Here is a 19575-nt window from a genome sequence, read left to right on the forward strand (position 1 = left end):
GTCGACGACCTCGAAGAGCGAGTCGCGAAGTCGTACGAAGAGTGCATGTCGGCTTTGTCTGATCCCGACGCCGACGAAGCCCGGCCAGTCGGCGAGGACGACGCGCTCATGGACGAGTTCGTCACCAATCTCGGGAAGCGCCCTACTTCAGCGTTTTCGACCGGGATCGATGACCTGGACCGAGCGATGATCGCCCGGAACGGCGCTCTGATCCTGCTCAGCGCGGATACCGGAGTCGGTAAGTCGCTGTTGGCCGCGCAAATCGCGCGGCACTACGCCCGCGACCGGGGTGAACGGGTGTTGTTTCACTCCCTGGAGATGAGCCGTGACGAGATGGTTGAGCGGGACATGTCGGCCGTGTCCGGCGTGGCCCTGTCCAAGATCACGGGTGTACACGACCTCGAACCAAGCAACTATGACCTGATCAAGGACGAGTACCTGCCCGCTTATCGTGAATGGGCGTCCCGGTTGCACTACGTCGAGGGCAAGGCCAGCGTGTCCGAAGTCGCCCGCAACGCGCAGCGACTCAACCACGAGCACCGCGGCGACAGTGGGATTGGCCTGGTCGTGCTCGACTACCTCCAGATCGCCAAGCGCCCCCGAGACGTCTCCACCGAACGCGATGACCTCGCGTTGGCCGCGATGACCGGTGCGCTAAAGGAACTCGCGATGGATCTGGGATGCGTGGTGATCTGCATCAGCCAGTTCAACAACGAAGGGGCGAAGTCTTCCGCCCCGCAGACCTACCACCTGAAGGGGTCGAGCTCGCTCGGTCAGGATGCCGACGTGGTCGGGATGATGATCGACCCCAGCAAGGATGACGAGTCGCGGGCTGGCGAGGTCGAAGTGTCCCTGCCGAAGGTCCGTAAGGGCGTGTCAGGAACGACAGTGACCATCGCTGAGCAGCGCCACAAGGCGCACTTCAGGGCGCTGAACGACAACGACCGGGCAGACATGTCCGTCGCCGACCGGCTCAACGCCCCGTCACCGTTGCCCACCTGACTCTGCCGCCCCGTGAACGGCCCCATCCTGAGTAGATCAGGATGGGGCCGTTTTGCTGCCCAGCGTCGCCACACAGCGACGCAGGCCCGCGGTCGAAGGTCATACACCCCGGAAGCTGGATAGGTGATCTCAGCGCTCAAAATCACGCGGGTAGCGCGCTGGCGATCGTGCACTCGAGTGACTGCACGGCTTCGCGTGAGGTTTCCTTGTTCGACACGGCATGATCAATCGGGCTTCATTCCGAGCGCCTGGCGTACTTCGTCGAGTGGTTCTCCGGATGTAGCGGCTACCCGTTCGGCGATGATGGTCAGCTCGGCCATCGTGACCTGACCACGGCCGGCTGCCTCGCGAGCTTCGGCCGCGCGCTGGATCGTTTTCCTGCGGGCCGCAGCCCACGCCGTCAGTGCGGAGCGCACAGCCTTCGCTTCCGGGGTCCAGCGCACCACACGCCCGACATCCGTCTGTTCGGCACTCGGGTTTCGGGTATCGGGTTCCGTTCGGTTGGACTCCCCGTGCTCAACAGCTGGCTCCCGATTCTCGCCTTTCGGGTCCGGGGCGCTCGGTACCCGCGCGCTCTCGCGCCCGTCACCCGCGTGTTCGCCTTTCGGGTCCGGGGCGCTCGGTACCCGCGCGCTCTCGCGCCCGTCACCCGCGTGTTCGCCTTTCGGGTCCGGGGCGCTCGGTACCCGCGCGCTCTCGCGCCCGTCACCCGCGTGTTCGCCTTCCGGGTCCGGGGCGCTCGGTACCCGCGCGCTCTCGCGCCCGTCACCCGCGTGTTCGCCTTCCGGGTCCGGGGCGCTCGGTACCCGCGCGCTCTCGCGCCCGTCACCCGCGTGTTCGCCTTCCGGGTCCGGGGCGCTCGGTACCCGCGCGCTCTCGCGCCCGTCACCCGCGTGTTCGCCTTCCGGGTCCGGGGCGCTCGGTACCCGCGCGCTCTCGCGCCCGTCACCCGCGTGTTCGCCTTCCGGGTCCGGGGCGCTCGGTACCCGCGCGCTCTCGCGCCCGTCACCCGCGCGCCCGCGCGCGTGCTGCTCATCCTTGGTGGGTTCATGCTGCTCAGACGGCTCGGCCGGGTGTCGACCGAGTTTGGTGCGCTTGCGCGGCTGTGGTGGCATCAGCGACGCCCTCCTGTGGTCAACATCCGCTCGACGAACCGCCCGTAGACGCTGGCGACATGGCGCAGCCGCGTCTCCTTGGCCTCATCGAGGCCGATGCCGGCCAGCAGGTAGTCCGAGATCGGCGCCCACAGCGGGATGACCTCGTCTGGAGAGGTCCAGGCCTGGTCGCCGTAGTACGGGGAGATGTCTTCGGTCAGCACCCGGTCGTGGTGCTGCGATTTGCGTTTGCCGTTGATCAGCGGGCCGACAGCGGTCAGCTTCGGGTTGTGATACGCGGCCACAAGATCGATGGTGTTGTGCAGCTCGTTGAGCCCGTCCGCACTCCATTGCTCCGGTTGGGACACGATCAATGCCTGCTCGGCCGCAACGAGCGCGTTCGTCAGCAGCAACCCCAGTGCGGGCGTGGTATCCACCAGCACCACGTCGTAGGCGCTCAGCACCGGGCGCAGCACGTGAGTGAACCGGTGCTCCCGGCCGAACCGCTGAGACTCGACCTGTGTTCCGGCGTCGGCCAGCGCTTCCGTAATCGGTGTCGGCGCCAGCGTCACCCCGTCCCAGATGCTGGGGACGAGCACGTCGGCCAGGGCGTACTCCGCGTTCGGGGCAAGTGCGTCGGCGACCCCGATCGTGTCGCCGAGGTCGTCGGCGGACAACGCGCTCGTGATGTTGCCCTGCGGATCGAGGTCGACCACGAGCACGGCCAGACCGAGTACGTGAGCAGCGCGTGCGAGATGGCCAGTCGAGGTGGTCTTGCCGACCCCGCCCTTCTGGTTGCACACGGCCACGGTCAACGCATTAGACATGCGGTACAGCTCCTTCCATTCGGGGGTCAGGACAGAGCCTGCCGCATGGGCGTATCCGAGGTCGAGAGCGGGCCAAATTACGCGCTCGCGCGCCCGGTACTCGCGCGCCCGAGCGCGTAAGTCGATCAATAAAAGGGCGGCGAAGACCTGGTCTTCGCCGCCCTTTTGTGGGGCTGGCTCAGTCGGTTGGGGCGTCGCCGTTGACGTAGACGTCCCAGTGCCATGCCGTTCCGATGCCGAAGCTGAGGTTGACCTGGCGACGCTTCAGGTAGCCAGCTCGTTCCAGCTTGCCCGCTAAGCGGCGGATGGAGTCTCGGCCGTGTCCGGCGACGGCTAAGTCATCCAAACGCTTGGGTTGGGACAGATCCTGTTCCAGGAGCCATGCCAGGAAGCCATAGCTGTCGGGCTGGCTCGTCCCACCCCGGCAATATCCACCGCCCGCCGCACGGCAGCAGCTGACCCTCTATTGACTGCGCAGACGATCGATCGCGCGCTGTGTCTTGACCGGTGGGGGTCGAGGAGTGGGTAGGATCGTGATCGGAAATCGTGGGTGACACGGCGTTCGGGAAGTCCTGTCGTCGGAGGAGAGGCCAGCAGCATGCTGCATGTGGTTGTTCTGGACGGCCCGTTCGCGGGCCGGGTGCGCAGTGCTGCCGAGGTCGATGCTGCTGGTGTGAGTCCGAGCGAGATCCTGGGGGATTTCGTCACTCACGGTTACCGGTGGCGCATCGTGTGGCCCCCCGCGCCCGGTGTGGGTGACGCGGCGGTGCGGACATGGTTACAGCAGCAGCTGGCTGCGTTCTCCGATGAGCATGGGCTCGACCTCACCGGCAGGATCACCCTCGCGGAAGAGCGGCCCAGCGATGAGGATATCGCCGCGTGGGCGCAGGCCGACCTGGTGTGTCGGATCTATGCCGCCGCGGCGCGGCAGCGTGGGATCCGCTTCGGCGGTCAACACTGGGTACTTCCCGATGCCCAGGAAAAGCCGGGCGAGTTCGATGCCAAGCTCGGTGCGCTGGAGGAAGCCATCGCGGCCTACGGATCGGTGGCGGTCGCCACCGATGACGGGCACGGCGAGCTTGTGCTGGACGCGGTGGGATGACTCCGCTACCCCGTCCTGCCGTGGTCTGACGTAAGGCACCAGGGACGAGCCGGGACTGAGCGACCGCGGTCAGCGGTGATCCGGTGATCCGGCCGAGCGTCGTGGCCGGCCCCATCTCTTGGGCTCGGGCCAGTGGGGCTCCAGGAGCGGCAGCACCGTGTCCGGGTCGGCAACGAGGGCGGTCATGCACGCCTGCACGAAGGCGCTCTTCGTGCGTCCGAGCTCGTCGAGTCGTGCCGCAGCAGCGTCGTGAATCTCCCGCGAGACGCGCAAGGTGATCGCGGGGTCGCGGTGCTGGCTGCTCATGCCACCAGCATCACATAGTGGGTTGCCACTTGTCGACGACGCATGTCACCATAAAGTGGCAATCCACTTTTGGAGGGAGCATCACCGATGCAGATCATCGCCGATGCCGAGATCGACATCGACACGCTGATTCGGCTGTCGATCGAGTTGACCAACGAGTCCGACGGTGCGGGGTTGACCAGAGACCGCGTTTGGGTCTCGCCGCACTCAATGGGTGGTCGCAACATTGAACGTTGCCCCGGCGCCACGGAGGATCCGGTGCTGATCGGCGCCGGATTCCGAGAGTCCGCCCGGACGATCTCCTGGTGGTGACTTGGACCAGTGCGGGCACGGGGGCCCGGCTGCAGGCGATCCTGGCAGAGAAGGCGGTGCTCCTCCGTTACGAGGAGAACGGGCAGCCGTCCCGCTACGGGGATGTGTTCTACCGGCTTACCGAGTGTGAGCAGGGGCGCGAGGACTTCGAGCGTCGCTGTACGGACCAGCGCCAGCGGGACGAGCTGGAGAAGCTGATCAGTCAGACACGTACTCGACTTCTGGGGATGGAACAAACTCTCCGGGGGCTGGAGGGAGCGATCCAGGAGATGGACGTGTCCGCTGTATCGCTGGAGGAAACGGAGCCTCTGGCCGAGTGGGAGAAGGATTTGCTGGGGGAGGGTTCGGCGTGAAGGCTCAGGAGGTAACCATGGAGGAAGTCCCAAGCGCGGTGTGGCTCGCGGCGACCCTGCCGATTGCACAGGAGGAGCTCGCTCCCGCCGAGGAGGAGCGAATCCAGGCAGTGGTGCACGCCACGTGGCGGGCTACGCGCGCCAGTGTGATGGGAGGGGAGGACTTCCAGGGGCTCCCCTGATTCCGGCAGGAGAGTGTGCCCGACTGGACTGTGTCCAGTCGGGCACGTTTGTCTCGATCGGTGCTCTCTCGTGTCAGGAGACGTCGCGGGGTGGCGTGGCCTCGTGGTTGACGGAGCCGCCGTTGGGCGACTGCCCGGTGGTCGATTGGGGTGGCGACGTTGCTCCCGAGGAAGTGCTGCGGGGTTTGCGTTTCGGCAGCTCCAGGTCGAGTCCGAGTTCGGTGAGTAGCTGCCGCAGTTGGTCAGAGTTCCAATTGGTGTCGCGGGCGTGTTCGGTGGCCGAGCGGTACGTCTCTTCCAGCTGGCGCTGGTGTTCCCGCCCCGCTGCGACGACGGCCGCGGCTTCTCCGAAATCTTCCGCCGCTTGCACCTGCGCGGGCGGGATGAGGTTGAAGGCGGCTTGGCGCGCGTTCTCCCGAACTTGCTTGCCGCCACCGGTGGTGGTGCGTTTCGCGGTCATGGCGTGAGACTAACTCGCGTGATCACGAGTGTGGGGCTGGTTGTCGTCCGCAGTGTGTGGCACCTGGTGCGCGTGCGAAGGCGAGAGGTGTGAACCCACTTGACTATGAAAAAAAATACGGTATAGTTAAGGGTGCTGGAAGGCCACTGGGTCGACGAAGGAGAGTTATGACCGAGAACGACATCATCGAGAACGGCACCACCGTGTCGTTGCCTGAGTCGCATGCATCCCTGTTGGAGGGAGCGGCGCGGCAAGCTTTCGGGGTGACCTTCGAGGGTCTGACGTATGAGCAGGCCAGTGAGCTTTTGGTTGCCCACGTCCGTGCACTGGCAGAGGGGACGGGCGACAAGGTCTGCAGGAGTGGCGGGCGCACCGTCGTCTCGGAAAACCAGGATGGTCCCCAAGCTATGCAGGGCGTGGTTCGCGGCCTGTTCACTAAGTTGGCACCGGGGAGTGCTGACCAATCTGCGCTGGTTGTGCACTTCCAGCAAGAACTGACGTTCGGGCAGCGTCTGCTCGGGCACAGCCCAGCCGTGCGGACAGTGCGCTTCATCCCCTCTCCAGGGGCAGGCGTCACGGTTTGACCGCGCCCGGGTGGAGCGGTGCTGCTCATGCCGGAACCGCCCCGCTCCACCCGGCCCCTTGCTTCCACACGACTACATGGAAAGGGACTGGCAAGTATGCCATCACAGAGGAAGCGGTTTGCCGCTGCCGCCGAGTTCTTGCACCTCCGGGCCGGCCGGGTTGCGGGCTTGGTGAACTTCGTTGAGTACACGGTGGGGATTCAGCTCCCTGCCCCGCTGGTTGAGGCTCCCGAGGATCTCGCGCAGCTCGATGCGGCGGTCGACTGCACCGCCGAGAACCTGTTCACCGAGCATGGCCACCGGCATCCAGCCTGGATCCAAGTACGGGAGGAGAACTCCGATGCGGTCATGGCTGTAAGGGAGCTGCTGTACAGCTGGTATCAGGGACTCTGTGCCGCCAAGGGATATGTTCGCAGCCCCGGAGTTTTGCATGATCTCGAAGCGGTTGCCGATCGCTCCGCCCGTGTCGACAACCACCTGACGGCAGTGGCCCAGACTGCAGGACTGGTCGGTAATCCCGAGGACAGTAACCAGGCACTGGAGTGTGCGTGCGGCACTAAAGCAGGTTTCACTCCCTGTGTCGATTCACCGGTGTCACAGCCGGGATTGTGCCGCTGCAATGCATGCGGCGCGCTGGCGGCCAGCGTGCAGTTGACGATCGCGGGCGCACCTGGCACTCGATCGCTGCGGGCGGTGCGGCTGCGCACCAGCTGACGGATCCGGTGTGCCTGTTTCTCCGGGGCTGTGCTCGCGTCCTGGACGCGAGCACAGCCCCGGAAGCGTGTGCAGGATTCTCCCCGAGCATGATGAAAAAAACTCCTGTATAGTTTCATCGGGAGTGTGGTCGAGAGAGGGAGAACCCATGGTCATCCGAGCCGGACGCGACGTCATGGGCCTCGACGAGGCCGCTCATGCGGCAGGCATGGATCCCCAGGCGATGCGGCGTCGCCTGCACCGACGTGGGCTTGCACCGGTGAACGCGCCCCCGCACTCTCTGGTCGGCAACCGTCGGCCGCGCCCGGCCCTGTGGGATGCCGATCAGGTCCGGGCCGAACTCGCCGACGACCCGATACCGAACATCCCTGCCGTCGACGCCGCCGCCGATCTGCTCGACCGTGTGGAAGCCGCGAACCTGCTGGGCCTAGAACTGGAAAGCTTCGACCGAGCGCGTCACGAAGGCCGCATCACCCTCACTCCGGAACTGTGCAGCGACCACCAGGTGCCGCACTGGCAACGCCGCAGTCTGAATGCGGTAGTGCAGGAGTCCGCCAACGATCCTGCCCGCGGTGGAGGCCGACCCGCGGGGACAGAAGAGTCCAAACGCGACCGCGTGCTCACCGCACTGCGCCACATACGCGAGACCGAAGAACGCGAGCCGAATCAGGCTGAGCTGGTACGCGCCACTGGCGTGAGCCGCATGACGGTGCGAGCTGCTTTGGCCGACGTCCAGGACTGAACCCACCAGCTCATCCGGGCCAGCACGCGCCCTGAAGGACCAACGTGGTCATGCCCGGAGGCCGCACCGGCCGAAACGACAGGGACAGGCGGACTACGCCTCAAGCGCGTTGATGCGGCCGCCCCTGTCGTCTGATTGTTGCCACCGCCGGCGCCGAGTTCGCGGGCGTCGGATACTTCGCCGTTTCCTCTTCTGCAGCTTTCTTGCGGATGCCTGAGCACGCACGGCGTCCTGTCCATGTCGGGAAGCGCACGCATACGTCCCGTTGTTGCGGGTGGATTCCGCGTTGTCCGTGCGCTACGTGTGCGGTCCTTGCCGGTGTTCGGTGCGCCCGAACACCCGCCCGTTCGGGCGGTTTGAGTGCTCCGACGCGACGGAGGAGCGACGGGGCACCACCCGCCGAAGGCGGCGCCTTGCGGCCGTGTACCTCGGGGGGTGAACGAAACCTCGCTTGCTTGGTCAAACCGGAGCAAGATATGCAACAAACATAGTTTGTTGCTCTCGCTCGCCGAGGGCGGCGTGCGAGACTAGCGCCTGCGATCGAGGGCGATCGGCAGGCTGTGAAGAGCAGGCATTCTGCCGTTGGTGTGAGGTGAGGGTGTTGGCGGACGATGACAGCGACGGTCGGGTGACTGGTGAGTTGTCGTCGTCGGATCGCCGGTTGAATCAGGCAGCATCTGGGGGACGGCGCGAGCGAAGTGGGCGCCGTCGGGCTCCGGCGGAGGATGGCAAGCGCACGAATCAGCTCGTGGTGTCGTTCTCAGATGCGGAGTTGGCTGCCATCGACGAGGTGAGTAGACGGACGGGCTTGAGCGCTGGTGCGTGGGTCGGTGAGATGGCGGTGCGGTATGCGCGGGGTCAGTTGGATCCGCTTCCGGCGGATTGGCGCGACTTCGCGGCGGAGTTTGTGCGGTACCGGGTGGACGTGCAGCGGGCAGGCACGGTGATCAATCAGGTGGCTCGGCACGCGAACGCGACCGGCGAGTTCGAAGACGGTGCTGAGCGGTTGATGGCGCTGGTCGAGCGGTTGTTGCAACGGATCGATGCGGCGACCGAAGAGGCCGGCGAGCGGGTGCGGCGGTCGCGATGATCGATCGGGTGTACAAGGGCTGGGACCCGGGTGGGTTGATTTGGTACTTGTTCGGGCCGGGTCGCTACTCCGAGCATGAGAATCCGCGGGTGGTGGCGACGTGGGACAACCGCCCGCAGGTCTGGCAGCCCGAACACGTCGGGCCGGGGGAGTTCGACTACGACACCGATGCGTTGGTCGCGGCGATGCAGGCTCCGTTGAAGGCGGCGCGGCTTCCGGTGACGACCCCGACGGTGGAGGATCCGACGCATCGCCGGTTTTTCAAGACGTTGCCGGATGGGTCGCAGGCGCTGCGGGACGGCACGGTGCGGCATCTGACCCTGCGCAATGAGGCGACGGATCGCCCGCTTTCGGACGAAGAGTGGGCCCACATTGCCGAGGAGATGATGCATCGCTCGGGGTGGGCGCGTCGGGATGATCCGGGGGCGGCCCGGTGGGCGGCGGTGCGCCATGACGACGAGGGGATCCACATCGTGGCGGTGCTGGTGCGTCAGGACACCGGCAAGCGCATGTGGCCGCGTCATGATTACACCCGGCTGCGCAAGGCGGCCGAGGCGATGGAGCAGTTGTACGGAGTGACGTCAACGGCGCCGGCGGATCAGACGGCGGCGGCGACTCCGTCGCGGGCGGAGGAGGAGAAGGCCGCCCGGTCGGGGCAGGTGGCCGCGCGGACCGAGTTGCGGGAGGCGGTGTCACAGGCGGCCTCGTCGGTGGTGACGCTGCAGGATTTCCAGGCGGCTCTGACGGCGGCGAACTACGAGGTGGCGCTGCGGTATCTGCCGAGTGGGGACGTGGCCGGTTACAAGGTCGCCCGGAAAGGCGACGTCAATGCGGCGGGCAATCCGATCTGGTTTTCCGGGTCACAGCTGGCGTCGGACTTGTCGTGGCCGAAACTGGCGCGCCGGTGGTCCCAGGCGAGGCGGGGCCGCAGGCCGGAGACCGCGCTCGACGGAGCGGGCGTGTCCGGGCAGGCGTGGGTCGAGCACGGTGAGGCGCTCGCCGAGCGGGCTCGCCGGTTGCTGCTGGAGGACCCCGAGCAGGTCCACGGCATCACCCACGCGGTCAGTGAGGTGTGGGCGGTGCTGGATCACAGCCAGGGCCGGTTGATCAGCGGGCCGGGGGCGCGGTGGGACCGCGCCGCGCGGCAGCCGTACCAGCCGGTGCCGGAGACCAGCCGGTTGGCCGACGAGCTGCGGTGGCTGGCCCGCGGTATCGGCTCCACGGACGTGCCGAGTGTGGCCGCGATGCAGTTGGCGGCCGCGTTGGCCGCGCTGGCGTTGCAGATCGCCAGTCTGCTGTCGGAGTCGGGGCGGGCGCCGCAGCAGGCGCGGGCGGCGCGGCAGACGTCGCGGATTGCCACGCGCCCGCCGTCGCGGCCGGTGCCGCGGCCGAGTCAGCCGGTGGAGCGTGCGGGCCGGCGGCCCGGTGGGCGGCACCGTTCGCGGGAAATGCCTGCGGTCGCTCCGACTCGTGGGCGATCATCACGGCAGCCCTCGACGCCACCGCCAGGCTGGGGTGGGCGTCCAGGGCCCGCTCCAGGACGAGATTCGGGGAGAGGACGAGGACGATGAGTCAACCGGACGAGCCGCCCACGTTGGCGCTGCGCTCCGACAAGATGCAAGAGATCGCGATGCTGACGATGTTTGCCACGCGCGGTCTGAAACGTCTGCAGCGGCATCTGCAGAACCGGGACTCGAGCCGGGCGTGGAAGGCGGCCCGTGACGTGCAGGCCGGCAAGGACGGGCTGAAAAGGGCCTCCGGGGATCAGGATGCGGCCACGGATGAGGTTCCTCGTCCGATGGACGAGGGCTTGTTCCAGCAGGCCGCCGAGTTGGCCACGCAGGAGTCCGAGCGGGTCATCAATCAGCCGGTTTCGCTGGAGCGCCTGGGACGGTCGACCTGGGCGGTGACCGGCACGATTCCCACCATCGGGGACGTGGGCATCGAGGTCGCCAGCCAACAGCAGGCTCAGGCGATGTATGAGCACATGCGGACCGCGCCGGCCGAGGAGCTCGGGTCGTTGGCGTTGACGAGCGAGCCGATTGTGCCGGAGCGGCGCTTCACCCGCGAAGCCGAGCAGGAACGGTTGCGGCAGGACTACACGGACCTGGTGGCCACCCTGGACAACTCGGAGGAGAGCAAAGCGCTCGCGCGGCATTTGCGCGACGGCGCTGACGAGGAGCTGAGGCAACGGATTCACTCCCGGTTCGGTGATTCCCTCGATACGCCCCCTCCGGCTCCCGCGCCTCCGACTCCCGCGCCGGCTGCGCAGTCCGAGTCCAGCACCGCCACTGCTGCCGAGCACGGCGCGGCGGAGGAGGCTGCTGGGGCGGCCGAGCAGCCCGCTGAGGCACCGTCCATCGGCACGACGGTGACCGGGCCGGATGGCAGCCGGGCCACCGTCGTGTCTCAAGAGGAGGCCATGCAGCTGTACCCGGAGCCGGGGCAGAACACGGGCATCGAGATCCGCGACGCCGACGGGAATCTTCGTCCGTTGACGGACGATGACGGCGTGTCGTTTGTACAGGGCCTGGACTACACCCAGGAAAGCCATCGGAAGATGGGCTCCGCGCTGTACGGAACTGGTGATGACAAGCTCAACGAGGCGCTGAAACAGCAGTTCCCCGGGTTGGAAACCGCGATGAACGGCTACGCCGAGCAGCGGGAAGCCGCCTTGGCCGCGCAACAGCAGACACAGTCGGGGAATGCGCATGAGCAGCAGAAGGAGCAGGCGCAGAACGCCTCCACGCCGCGGGGACGTGCTCAGGCGGCCGCAGGCGCCGGAGTAAGTCCCACGAAGAAGGCAGCGGCGAAGAAGGCCGCCCAGCAGAGCGGCGGGGGCGGTGGCCAGGGTGCTCCGACGAAGCAGCAGCAACCACCGCAGCAGCAGCCCGCTCCGACACAGCAGCCGCCGCAGCAGCCGTCTCGGTAACGGTGAGCGCTCGACCTGATCCCGTACCGCGGGTGGTGCCGTTGACGCCGCAGGAGCGACTGCGGGCCGCCCGCGAGGCGGGCGCAGCACTCACCCCGCCGAAGCGGGCCCGGGAGGCTGACAGCGCGGCTCACGGCGACTCGGCCCCTGCGGCGGAGGACGGGACCGCGGAGCTGCCGGTGGTATCCGGCATGCCGCGTCAGGGCAGCCGCACGGTCACGGATGGCACGGCACCTCCGCGCTGTCGGCATTGTCTGGCGAGGGTCGGCGGCACCGAGGCCGTGGTCGCCTGCCCGGGCGGGTGGTGTATCGCCACCCTGTGCCGGTGCAGCCAGTGGTGGTACACCCAGGAATCGCCGATGTATGCCACTCCCGACGAGGCCGAACAGGCGTGGCTGTCGGGTAACTAGGCCCTATACTCCTGAATCTGTCCTGAGGGGCAGAGTAGAGCGATCTCGGTAGGGTGCTGGACTAAGGGCGTGCTCGTTGGTTGATCTGATCGTCGGCACACACTGACAACGAGAGCAAGCATCGGAGGCCGTCTATGGCAGCAAGCTCGTCTGAGAAGCGACGCAGGCATGAACTGTGTGCAGGCGACTGCGCAAGCACAGTCGCCGAGGAGTATCTCGATGGTGCCTGTGTCGTGGAGCGCGGGACCGCTAGCGACGGATCCATCCCGCTCGGCCCCGCCGCTGCCCGGCTAGCCGAACGGCACGCACAGCACTATGGGATCCCGGTAGCGCACTACCTCGAACGCAAAGTGGAACGTTCTCGCAGCTCAGCGAGTTACCAACCCGATGGTTACGAACAGGGACACCCGCTGAGCAACTACCGATAGCAGCCAGCGTCACCAGCGGTAACGTCATACTTGGCACTCTGGAGCAGGTTCAGGAGTACCAGGCCTGGGTAGACCGTCAAGGACTCAACACCCCGGTGATCTCCCACCGGAAATCGCGCCCTCATCTTGCCTGGTGACAGCACCGCCGCAGCCCCCAAATCAACTTTGCTCACGCCCTGGGTGTGTCGGGTGGCGCGGTGGGCGTTTTTCGATCCGCGTTTGCGGTCTGGGCCCGCTCGTGAGGGTTTCTGTGCGCTGGCTGGCAGGGCGCCCTGCCAGCTCGGCCGGGCCCTATCCACCAGATTTGAGCCGGCCCGAAAGCTGAAGGACGTAACAACGCCGGTTTCTCGCGTGCTCCTCTCCGTCATGCTCGCCGGGCCTGCTCCATCTGGTGGTACTGGCACGACCCGGCTTTGTGGCATGATGTATTTAATTGATGATATACGCAGCTGTATGTTGGAAGGCGGTAGCAGCGCCCGGCTTGAAGCGACGCAGTCGTGCGGAACGGCAAACAAGGAGGACGTGCGTTATCCGGACTTGAATCGGAGTGGTCCGATAGCTGTGGATGCGTTCCCGTCGTATCGGGCCGACTTCTTTGGCTATTAATTCATCATCAGGGGCATGAATGTCGCAACGACAAGTGAGGATTAGGCAGGACGATCCTCCCTTGCTCCGCAAGGGTCCGGCCGAGATGGTGCCGATCGGATCATTGGTGCAATCTGGATCACTGCGGCTGGCTGGGGAGAACAAAGAACACGCCTACATGCTGGCTGAATCTGAAGCGGCGTTACCTCCTATTATTGTGCACCGGTCGACGAGGCATGTCATCGATGGGATGCATCGCCTCGCTGCGGCGGAACTACGAGGCGATACCGAGATATCGGTGGTGTTCTACGACGGTAGTGAGCAAGACGCGTTCATCATCGCTGTTCAGGCGAACGTAGAACACGGATTGCCGTTGTCGCTCGCCGACCGCACGACAGCTGCAGAACGCATCATCGTTCTGCGTCCGCACTGGTCCGACCGTGCCATTGCGCGGGTCACCGGTCTCTCTCCGAAGACGGTGGCCAAGACGCGCAGGTGCTCAACTGCTGAGATTCCTCATTTGCACACCCGGGTCGGTAGGGACGGGCGGGTCCGGCCAGTGGACTCCGCAGACGGTCGCCAACTTGCCGGCGACCTCATCAAGGCGAACCCGGATGCCTCCATCCGGCAGATCGCCCTCCGCGCGGGCATCTCGCAAGGTACGGCGCGCGATGTCCGGGATCGGCTGCGGCGCGGTGAAAATCCAGTGCTGGCACAACGAAGCCTGATACCTGCGGCGCAACCGGTCAACCGGGCTGTCGTCCAGGAGGAGGGGGGCAGCCGTGCGTCAGTGCGGGTCACGAGACATGCTGCACTCTTGCAGAATCTGAAGGGTGATCCGTCACTTCGTTTCAACGAGGTGGGCCGAGGTCTGATCCGGTCGCTCGATGCCTGCCCTGTCGATGAGACCGAGCGCGTGCGTCTCGTTGACAACGTGCCGGCCCACTGCGCCGGGTCGGTCGCCGAACTCGCTGAGATGTACGCCCAGGTCTGGCAGGACCTCGCGACCAAGCTCAGGCAGGGAGCCCCATGAGACACCATACAGGGCCCTCGAACAAGCCGGTGCAGATACCTGACGCCCTACGTGATCGTCGCAAGCCTCCGCTCGGCCTTTCCGGTCCATTGCAGACCGGTAGTCACTGTTGCCCACTCGCCGGCGCGGTTGTGGAAGGGAAGTTGTGCTCACACATTTCGGTCTTTCGGCGGAGAGCGAACGCGTTTACCGAACCATGCTCGACCGTCCTCATACCAGTGTCGACGAACTGGCGCGCGCTCGGCTGGGACGAGGGAAGGACGGTGGCGCAAGTGGACAAGCTCAGCGAACTCGGCCTGATCCGGCAGTCATGGGGACTGCCGGAGGCGCTGTGCGCGTGTGAACCGGAGACAGGGTTGCATTTGCCGCTGGCCCGCGAGCGCCCCCCGCGCCGACGCGCATGCGGAACGAGGTCGAAGTGATGCGGGCCGCGCCGATCAGGTCGCCGTCGGGCTCGCATCACGTGACCGAGCTGACCGGGCTCGCCAGCATCCGGCGGCAGCTGGAGCAATTGGCCTATAGGGTCCAGCGCGAAGTGCTCGCGTTCGGGCCGGGCGGATTGCAGCAACGTGAGTCCATCGCGGCCAGCAAGACGCTGAACCACCACGTTCTTTCTCGCGGCGTGCAGATACGCTCGGTATACCTCGACTCGGCCCGCCGCGACAAGGCGACCTCCGCGCACCTGCGCTGGCTGTGCGCGCGGGGTGCGGAAGTGCGCACGGTGCCCATGCTGCCAATGCGCATGATCGTCTTCGACCGCGAGCACGTGATGCTGCCATCGGACTCCGGCCGCGTGCCCGGCAAGGCGGTGCTGCTGTCCGGATCGGGTGTGGCCACCGCGATCACCGAGCTGTTCCACCACTTCTGGCGCGACGCCGCACTCTTCACGGTCGAAAAGGACACCGGCGACCAAGGGTGCGAGCCGGAGTTCCCAAATGAGTGGAAGGCATTGCTGCGCTTGCTGAGGGAAGGCTGCACCGACGAGCAAGCCGGCCGCAGACTCGGCGTGTCCACCCGCACCGTCGGCCGGATCACCGCAGAGATGATGGCTCGACTCGGCGCGCGCAGCCGGTTCGAGGCAGGTGTGCTCGCCACGCTCAAGGGATGGGTGGACCAATGACGGCGGGACGACGACCTGTCCGTCGACAGATAATTCTGACAGTGCTGTTATATTAGCGCTGTGGCATCCTCCGATCCGACGAGACTCCGAGGTCGCTGGCAGGTGCTGCGGGAACTGCTCGCAGAGGTCGAGGCCGAGATCGAGAACGTTTACAAAGCCCGCGGCCTGCATGACATGCGCTCGCGGTACGTCTATCCCCTGATCCGCCTGGCCCACAGCGGACCGATGACGATCCGCGAGCTCGCCGAATCGCTCGGTCATACCCACTCAGCGACAAGTCAAACCCTGGCGGGCATGCGCCGGGAAGGGCTGATCGACTCCGTGCCCGGCGAGGACGCCCGCACACGGCGGATCATGCTGACCGAGCGCGCCCGTTCGCTGGTGCCGTTCCTCGAGGCGGAGTGGCGGGCCACCGAACAAGCGGTTGCCGAGCTCGACGACGAGGTAATGCCGCACTCCCTGAGCCGAGCGGTGGCCGCCACTACCGAGGCGCTGCGCCGCCGCGGCATGAAAGATCGAATCTCGGACATCATCGGAGCCGCCACGCCTCCCCAGCCACCGGACGACAACGACTCGGGCTCGGGGTGAACACCTGACCGCACCGAGGTCGGCACCAGCGGCGCCGACCCGTTGCGGTCCAAGCGTTTCAGATTCGGCCGGGTGGGATGTGCCGAGGCCGACACACCCACGGGACACGGCCGTGCTCTCATCTTTGAAGGAGCCATGGTGCGGACGGGACTTCTGGACATCAGCCCGCTGCGAACGTCACCGGCGTTCCGCAGGCTCTGGATCGGGACGGTGGCGATCCGGTTCAGCGGACAGATGGCCGTCGTTGCGGTGCTCTACCAGGTGTGGGAGCTGACGCAGAATCCGTTGTGGACAGGCATGATCGGTGTGGCGACGGCCACTCCGACGATCGTGCTTGGCCTCTACGGCGGAACGATCGCCGACATGTTCGATCGCCGTCGTGTGGTGCTGCTGACCAGCTTGGGGGCGATCGCCGCAGCGGTGTTGCTGGCCGTGCAGGCGGTAGCCGGGATCGAGTCCGCGCTCCTGGTGCTGGCACTGGTCGCCGCGCAGACGTCCTGCACCGCGCTGGGCTGGGCGTCGAGGCGGGTTTTCACACCCCGGTTGCTGCCGGAGTCCCAGGTCCCGGCCGGCGTGGCGCTCGACCTCCTCGCGTTCCAGGTGGCGATGCTGGGCGGCCCGGCGCTGGCCGGGGTGGTGCTGGCCGCCTGGGGTCCGAGCTGGGTCTACATCGTCGACGCCCTCGCGATTCTGCTTGCGCTCTACGGGGTGGCCCGGCTGCCCTCGATGCGCCCGAAGGACGGTTCGGCACGGGCAGGACTGCGCGCCACCGGGGAGGGACTCGTTTTCCTCTGGCGGCGTCCGGTACTGCGCGGGGTGCTGGCGAGCGACATGGCCGCGACCGTCCTGGCGATCCCGGTCGCCCTGTTCCCGATCATCAATCAGGAGCGCTTCGGTGGCGACCCGCACACCCTCGGACTGTTCCTCACCGCGGTCGCGGTCGGCGGCACGGCCTCCGGGTTATTGTCCGGCGCGGTCACCAGCGCCACCCGGCCCGGCGTGCTGATACTCGGCGCGGTCGGGGTCTGGGGGCTGGCCATGGCCGGTTTCGGTCTTTTCGACGGCCTCGCCGCCACACTGATGTGCCTGGCCATCGCGGGCGCCGCGGACAACGTGTCGGTGACATCGGGCGGAACGCTTGTGCAACTGGAGACCCCCGACGGATTCCGCGGCCGGATCACCTCGGCCCAGTACGCGGTTGGTGCGGGTGCACCGGGAATCGGCGACGCGCGCGCCGGTCTCGTTGCCAGCCTGCTGTCTGCCTCGGCCACCGCCATCACCGGCGGACTGGCGTGCATGCTGGCGGTCGCAGTGATCGCGGGAACGCATCCCGCGCTGCGACGGTGGCGGCGTCAGGACCCCGTCAGCAGCGAAGTCTGACGCATCACGAGCTCAACATCGGCAAGTGCCGTCCGATCGCCTCCAGGCCGTCCCTGAGCACATCGTCCGGCCGCAACAGCGAGAGGCGGATGAAATTCGAGCTGCGGCTGGGGTGGTTCCAGTAGAAATGCCTTCCCGGGAGCACCGCAATACCGGTGCTCCTCAGCCCGTCAGACACTTCCAGGTCGCTCAGCCCTGAATTCTCGCAGTCGAGCCATGCGAGCGGCAGAACGACGGCGCCCCGTCCGGAGGCTGGCTGGTACTTGGTTCCGGCAAGCGCGGCATCTACTTGCGTCCGCCGCCTACGTGCCTCATCGAGAATGCATTTCTCGACACCTTCTTGGCGGGTGATGTGAAACAGCTCCGCGAAGAGCGACAAGGCGAATCCGCTCGAGCACAGGAAGATCTCCTCGTAGATCTGCCGCGTCAATGACGCCACCTCCGGGGAGTACGCGAGCAGGCTGGCCTTCATGTCATGCGTCGGCCATGTCTTTCCGGTGTCCTCAATGGTGAAGTACTTGACTCCGGAGGAACGCAGGATATCGTACTCATCGTACGGTTCCTCTGCGTAGAACCTGAATGTCAGGTCCACCACGAGGAACCTGTCCAGCTTCGCGCACAGGGTGCACAGATCAGTGAACTCGGCACGACTCAGGCGAAATCCTGTGGGATTGTTCGGCGAAACCAGGAAAACGCATCCAACGCGATCCTCAATCACTCGTGCGCGAAGCCTGTCCAGATCGACGAACTCCGCCTCCGGAATGGGTGTGACGTGCACTCCGCGGCGCCGCATCATGAGATTTAGGTTGTCGAATGCGGGCGTGATGAGGCCGACGCGAACACCCTCTGATACCAGATATGCGGACACGATGTCGATGGAGCTCGATGCGGTCGGCGAGATGGAGAAAGAGGTGGACTTGCGCAGTGCGTCGGAGCAGATGAGCCTGGCCAGCGCATCTTTGAACTCGACCTCGAGATCTCGGATGTTCTTCGATGCTGTCTCCCGCCATATCTCCGTGAGACGTGACTCGACCGACGCGTACATTGCGGGCATTGGGTGGTAGGCGTGGCCATCCGCGAAGTTGAACTCTTCACCCAATCCAATCACTTCGTAGCGAGTCAAGCTTTCGCCCCATTCGGAGCGGAGCTGCACGGCGTCATCCATCTCTTCATGCTCCAACTGTGCGCTTCCCATCAGTCATTCCCGTGAAAGGTTGACGGGTAGTGAGGTGATCTCAACGGTGGGTGCTGGCGTAGTTTCTGGAGAGGAGGTAGGCGCAGAGCCCCTGGTAAGACTGGTCTTGCTACAGCACGAAGTCCGCCGTGGAGGCTCTGCGTGATTACTCATCGTGCCACATTGGATGTGTCTGTCGAGGTGGCCCAGTACGTGGCCTGGTTGCTGTTCGCCGAACGCTGCCGCCGCGGTACGCGGGCGTTAACGTGCTTCTGGCAGGCAGTGCTGGGATTGCGCTGGTTCCGCGACCGCCTGGCCCCAGCCCGACTCGGCCGTGATCACGGAGTCTCACGAGCGACGAGTTATCGCTACCTGGATGAGGTCATCACGGTGCTGGCCGCCGAGGCTCCGGACGTGCACCAAGCCCTGCAACGTGCCCAAGACCAGGAGCTGGAGTATGTGATCGGAGGACGGCAGTGTGCTTTCGTCCGACCGTATGAGCGAGAAAACCACCAGCGCACACGGCTATACGATCGACTTGTGGTACTCGGGCAAAGCCGGCGAGCACGGCGAGAACATTCAGGCGCTGTCCGCCCCGACCGGGACCCCGCTGTGGACCTCGGACGTCGAACCCGGCTCAACTCACGACATGAGCTGCGCCCGCCAGCACGTGCTCGGGGCTTGCTATGCCACCGCGTCCCAGGGGCTGCCGACCCTGGCCGACAGCGGCTATGAAAGAGCCGGCATCGGGGTACACACACCGGTCAAACAGCCCGCCGGCACCCAACGGCTGGACCCGGACAACCGGACCTACAACGCTCTGTTGCGGAGTCTGCGCGGCCTCGGTGAACGCGGATTCGCCCTGCTCACCCAACGCTGGCAGACCCTGCAACATCTCACCGCCAGCCCCGCAAAATCGGCGACATCGTCGCAGCCGCTCTCACCCTGACCCACTACGAACACGGCATCATCTAACTCGCTGAGATCACCTCAGTGGACGAGGGAGATTTCCAGCCGAAAAATCCGAGGATCCGCGTGACGCGGCTTCGCGAATTTTCACGTGATTAACTGGTCGCTGATGCTAGGGAAACTCCTGGAACGAATCAAGCCTTGCTGGCGACTCGGTGTCGCGGGTGCGCGTGCTCGGATGTGTCCGG

23 protein-coding genes are annotated in these 19575 nt (G+C 66.0%); 17 read left to right on the forward strand and 6 right to left on the reverse strand.

The window, feature by feature from the left end; all coding sequences use genetic code 11:
- Positions 1 to 1002: DnaB-like helicase C-terminal domain-containing protein (locus FHX42_RS24925; protein WP_220480879.1), on the forward strand; the 1002-nt coding region annotated here is incomplete at its 5' end.
- Between the two features lie 224 nt (positions 1003 to 1226).
- Here the strand turns inward: FHX42_RS24925 and FHX42_RS24930 are convergent.
- The 3 genes from FHX42_RS24930 to FHX42_RS24940 all read right to left on the reverse strand — a co-directional run bounded on the left by FHX42_RS24930 (position 1227) and on the right by FHX42_RS24940 (position 3269).
- On the reverse strand, positions 1227 to 2117 hold the full coding sequence (locus FHX42_RS24930) for a hypothetical protein (RefSeq protein ID WP_182546915.1): 891 nt from the start codon (positions 2115 to 2117) through the stop codon (positions 1227 to 1229).
- A complete protein-coding gene (locus FHX42_RS24935) occupies positions 2117 to 2923 on the reverse strand; it encodes a ParA family protein (RefSeq protein WP_182546916.1) in 807 nt (268 codons plus the stop codon). The genes FHX42_RS24930 and FHX42_RS24935 overlap by 1 nt, the downstream gene beginning before the upstream one ends.
- Before the next feature lie 178 nt (positions 2924 to 3101).
- Positions 3102 to 3269 carry a hypothetical protein gene (locus FHX42_RS24940; RefSeq protein WP_182546917.1) on the reverse strand — a complete coding sequence of 56 codons (168 nt, stop codon included), beginning with the start codon at positions 3267 to 3269 and terminating at the stop codon, positions 3102 to 3104.
- Positions 3270 to 3521: 252 nt separating this feature from the next.
- Between FHX42_RS24940 and FHX42_RS24945 the strand changes: the two genes are divergently transcribed.
- Positions 3522 to 4025: a hypothetical protein gene (locus FHX42_RS24945; protein ID WP_182546918.1), complete on the forward strand. Its 504-nt coding sequence runs from the start codon at positions 3522 to 3524 to the stop codon at positions 4023 to 4025.
- Positions 4026 to 4094: 69 nt separating this feature from the next.
- Here the strand turns inward: FHX42_RS24945 and FHX42_RS24950 are convergent, their stop codons facing one another.
- On the reverse strand, positions 4095 to 4331 hold the full coding sequence (locus tag FHX42_RS24950; RefSeq protein WP_182546919.1) for a hypothetical protein: 237 nt from the start codon (positions 4329 to 4331) through the stop codon (positions 4095 to 4097).
- Positions 4332 to 4418: 87 nt separating this feature from the next.
- Here FHX42_RS24950 and FHX42_RS24955 point away from each other — a divergent pair, with 87 nt between their 5' ends.
- Genes FHX42_RS24955 through FHX42_RS24965 form a run of 3 tightly spaced genes read left to right on the forward strand, consistent with a single transcriptional unit; the run spans position 4419 to position 5178 of the window.
- Complete coding sequence (locus tag FHX42_RS24955) at positions 4419 to 4643, forward strand: hypothetical protein (protein WP_182546920.1); 225 nt, start codon at positions 4419 to 4421, stop codon at positions 4641 to 4643.
- Positions 4637 to 4996 (forward strand): hypothetical protein, encoded by a 360-nt coding sequence (locus FHX42_RS24960; RefSeq protein ID WP_182546921.1) that lies wholly within the window; start codon positions 4637 to 4639, stop codon positions 4994 to 4996. Before FHX42_RS24955 ends, FHX42_RS24960 begins: the two co-directional genes overlap by 7 nt.
- Positions 4997 to 5013: 17 nt before the next feature.
- Positions 5014 to 5178 carry a hypothetical protein gene (locus FHX42_RS24965; protein WP_182546922.1) on the forward strand — a complete coding sequence of 55 codons (165 nt, stop codon included), beginning with the start codon at positions 5014 to 5016 and terminating at the stop codon, positions 5176 to 5178.
- A 73-nt stretch (positions 5179 to 5251) separates the two neighbouring features.
- Here FHX42_RS24965 and FHX42_RS24970 read toward each other — a convergent pair whose 3' ends face one another.
- Complete coding sequence (locus FHX42_RS24970; protein WP_182546923.1) at positions 5252 to 5638, reverse strand: hypothetical protein; 387 nt, start codon at positions 5636 to 5638, stop codon at positions 5252 to 5254.
- A 167-nt stretch (positions 5639 to 5805) separates the two neighbouring features.
- Between FHX42_RS24970 and FHX42_RS24975 the strand changes: the two genes are divergently transcribed.
- From FHX42_RS24975 to FHX42_RS25025, 11 genes are all read left to right on the forward strand, one after another.
- Positions 5806 to 6222, forward strand: coding sequence for a hypothetical protein (locus tag FHX42_RS24975; RefSeq protein ID WP_182546924.1), 417 nt, complete (start codon positions 5806 to 5808; stop codon positions 6220 to 6222).
- A 171-nt stretch (positions 6223 to 6393) separates the two neighbouring features.
- Positions 6394 to 6936, forward strand: a complete 543-nt coding sequence (locus FHX42_RS24980; protein ID WP_182546925.1) for a hypothetical protein — start codon at positions 6394 to 6396, stop codon at positions 6934 to 6936.
- 148 nt (positions 6937 to 7084) lie between these two features.
- On the forward strand, positions 7085 to 7678 hold the full coding sequence (locus FHX42_RS24985) for a hypothetical protein (protein WP_182546926.1): 594 nt from the start codon (positions 7085 to 7087) through the stop codon (positions 7676 to 7678).
- A gap of 601 nt (positions 7679 to 8279) precedes the next feature.
- Entirely contained in the window at positions 8280 to 8768 is a 489-nt protein-coding gene (locus FHX42_RS24990; RefSeq protein WP_182546927.1) for a MobC family plasmid mobilization relaxosome protein, read from the forward strand.
- A complete protein-coding gene (locus FHX42_RS24995) occupies positions 8765 to 10339 on the forward strand; it encodes a relaxase/mobilization nuclease domain-containing protein (RefSeq protein WP_182546928.1) in 1575 nt (524 codons plus the stop codon). Before FHX42_RS24990 ends, FHX42_RS24995 begins: the two co-directional genes overlap by 4 nt.
- Positions 10336 to 11700: a hypothetical protein gene (locus tag FHX42_RS25000; RefSeq protein WP_182546929.1), complete on the forward strand. Its 1365-nt coding sequence runs from the start codon at positions 10336 to 10338 to the stop codon at positions 11698 to 11700. The genes FHX42_RS24995 and FHX42_RS25000 overlap by 4 nt, the downstream gene beginning before the upstream one ends.
- 32 nt (positions 11701 to 11732) lie before the next feature.
- Complete coding sequence (locus FHX42_RS25005; protein ID WP_182546930.1) at positions 11733 to 12110, forward strand: hypothetical protein; 378 nt, start codon at positions 11733 to 11735, stop codon at positions 12108 to 12110.
- A 1095-nt stretch (positions 12111 to 13205) separates the two neighbouring features.
- Entirely contained in the window at positions 13206 to 14156 is a 951-nt protein-coding gene (locus FHX42_RS25010; RefSeq protein ID WP_235987964.1) for a ParB/RepB/Spo0J family partition protein, read from the forward strand.
- A 463-nt stretch (positions 14157 to 14619) separates the two neighbouring features.
- Positions 14620 to 15276, forward strand: coding sequence for a LuxR C-terminal-related transcriptional regulator (locus FHX42_RS25015; protein ID WP_182546932.1), 657 nt, complete (start codon positions 14620 to 14622; stop codon positions 15274 to 15276).
- A gap of 60 nt (positions 15277 to 15336) precedes the next feature.
- Entirely contained in the window at positions 15337 to 15864 is a 528-nt protein-coding gene (locus FHX42_RS25020; protein WP_182546933.1) for a MarR family winged helix-turn-helix transcriptional regulator, read from the forward strand.
- 135 nt (positions 15865 to 15999) lie between these two features.
- A complete protein-coding gene (locus FHX42_RS25025) occupies positions 16000 to 17244 on the forward strand; it encodes an MFS transporter (RefSeq protein ID WP_182546934.1) in 1245 nt (414 codons plus the stop codon).
- A 4-nt stretch (positions 17245 to 17248) separates the two neighbouring features.
- On the opposite strand, the gene FHX42_RS25030 is transcribed toward FHX42_RS25025, so the two are convergent.
- Positions 17249 to 18439, reverse strand: a complete 1191-nt coding sequence (locus FHX42_RS25030) for a pyridoxal phosphate-dependent aminotransferase (RefSeq protein WP_182546935.1) — start codon at positions 18437 to 18439, stop codon at positions 17249 to 17251.
- Between the two features lie 475 nt (positions 18440 to 18914).
- On the opposite strand from FHX42_RS25030, the gene FHX42_RS27990 reads away from it, so the two are divergent.
- A complete protein-coding gene (locus FHX42_RS27990) occupies positions 18915 to 19367 on the forward strand; it encodes a transposase family protein (RefSeq protein WP_220480880.1) in 453 nt (150 codons plus the stop codon).
- Positions 19368 to 19575 lie beyond the last annotated feature (208 nt).

This window comes from Halosaccharopolyspora lacisalsi, from assembly GCF_014137975.1.
Taxonomy (GTDB): domain Bacteria; phylum Actinomycetota; class Actinomycetes; order Mycobacteriales; family Pseudonocardiaceae; genus Halosaccharopolyspora; species Halosaccharopolyspora lacisalsi.

Bases quoted from the DNA above. Each gene is read 5' to 3' on its own strand.
- FHX42_RS25030 (WP_182546935.1), bottom strand. From the start codon at position 18,439: ATGGGAAGCGCACAGTTGGAGCATGAAGAGATGGATGACGCCGTGCAG.
- FHX42_RS25025 (WP_182546934.1), top strand. From the start codon at position 16,000: ATGGTGCGGACGGGACTTCTGGACATCAGCCCGCTGCGAACGTCACCG.
- FHX42_RS24935 (WP_182546916.1), bottom strand. From the start codon at position 2,923: ATGTCTAATGCGTTGACCGTGGCCGTGTGCAACCAGAAGGGCGGGGTC.
- FHX42_RS24955 (WP_182546920.1), top strand. From the start codon at position 4,419: ATGCAGATCATCGCCGATGCCGAGATCGACATCGACACGCTGATTCGG.
- FHX42_RS24965 (WP_182546922.1), top strand. From the start codon at position 5,014: ATGGAGGAAGTCCCAAGCGCGGTGTGGCTCGCGGCGACCCTGCCGATT.
- FHX42_RS27990 (WP_220480880.1), top strand. From the start codon at position 18,915: ATGAGCGAGAAAACCACCAGCGCACACGGCTATACGATCGACTTGTGG.
- FHX42_RS24970 (WP_182546923.1), bottom strand. From the start codon at position 5,638: ATGACCGCGAAACGCACCACCACCGGTGGCGGCAAGCAAGTTCGGGAG.
- FHX42_RS24945 (WP_182546918.1), top strand. From the start codon at position 3,522: ATGCTGCATGTGGTTGTTCTGGACGGCCCGTTCGCGGGCCGGGTGCGC.
- FHX42_RS24995 (WP_182546928.1), top strand. From the start codon at position 8,765: ATGATCGATCGGGTGTACAAGGGCTGGGACCCGGGTGGGTTGATTTGG.
- FHX42_RS24950 (WP_182546919.1), bottom strand. From the start codon at position 4,331: ATGAGCAGCCAGCACCGCGACCCCGCGATCACCTTGCGCGTCTCGCGG.
- FHX42_RS24930 (WP_182546915.1), bottom strand. From the start codon at position 2,117: ATGCCACCACAGCCGCGCAAGCGCACCAAACTCGGTCGACACCCGGCC.
- FHX42_RS24975 (WP_182546924.1), top strand. From the start codon at position 5,806: ATGACCGAGAACGACATCATCGAGAACGGCACCACCGTGTCGTTGCCT.
- FHX42_RS25000 (WP_182546929.1), top strand. From the start codon at position 10,336: ATGAGTCAACCGGACGAGCCGCCCACGTTGGCGCTGCGCTCCGACAAG.
- FHX42_RS24985 (WP_182546926.1), top strand. From the start codon at position 7,085: ATGGTCATCCGAGCCGGACGCGACGTCATGGGCCTCGACGAGGCCGCT.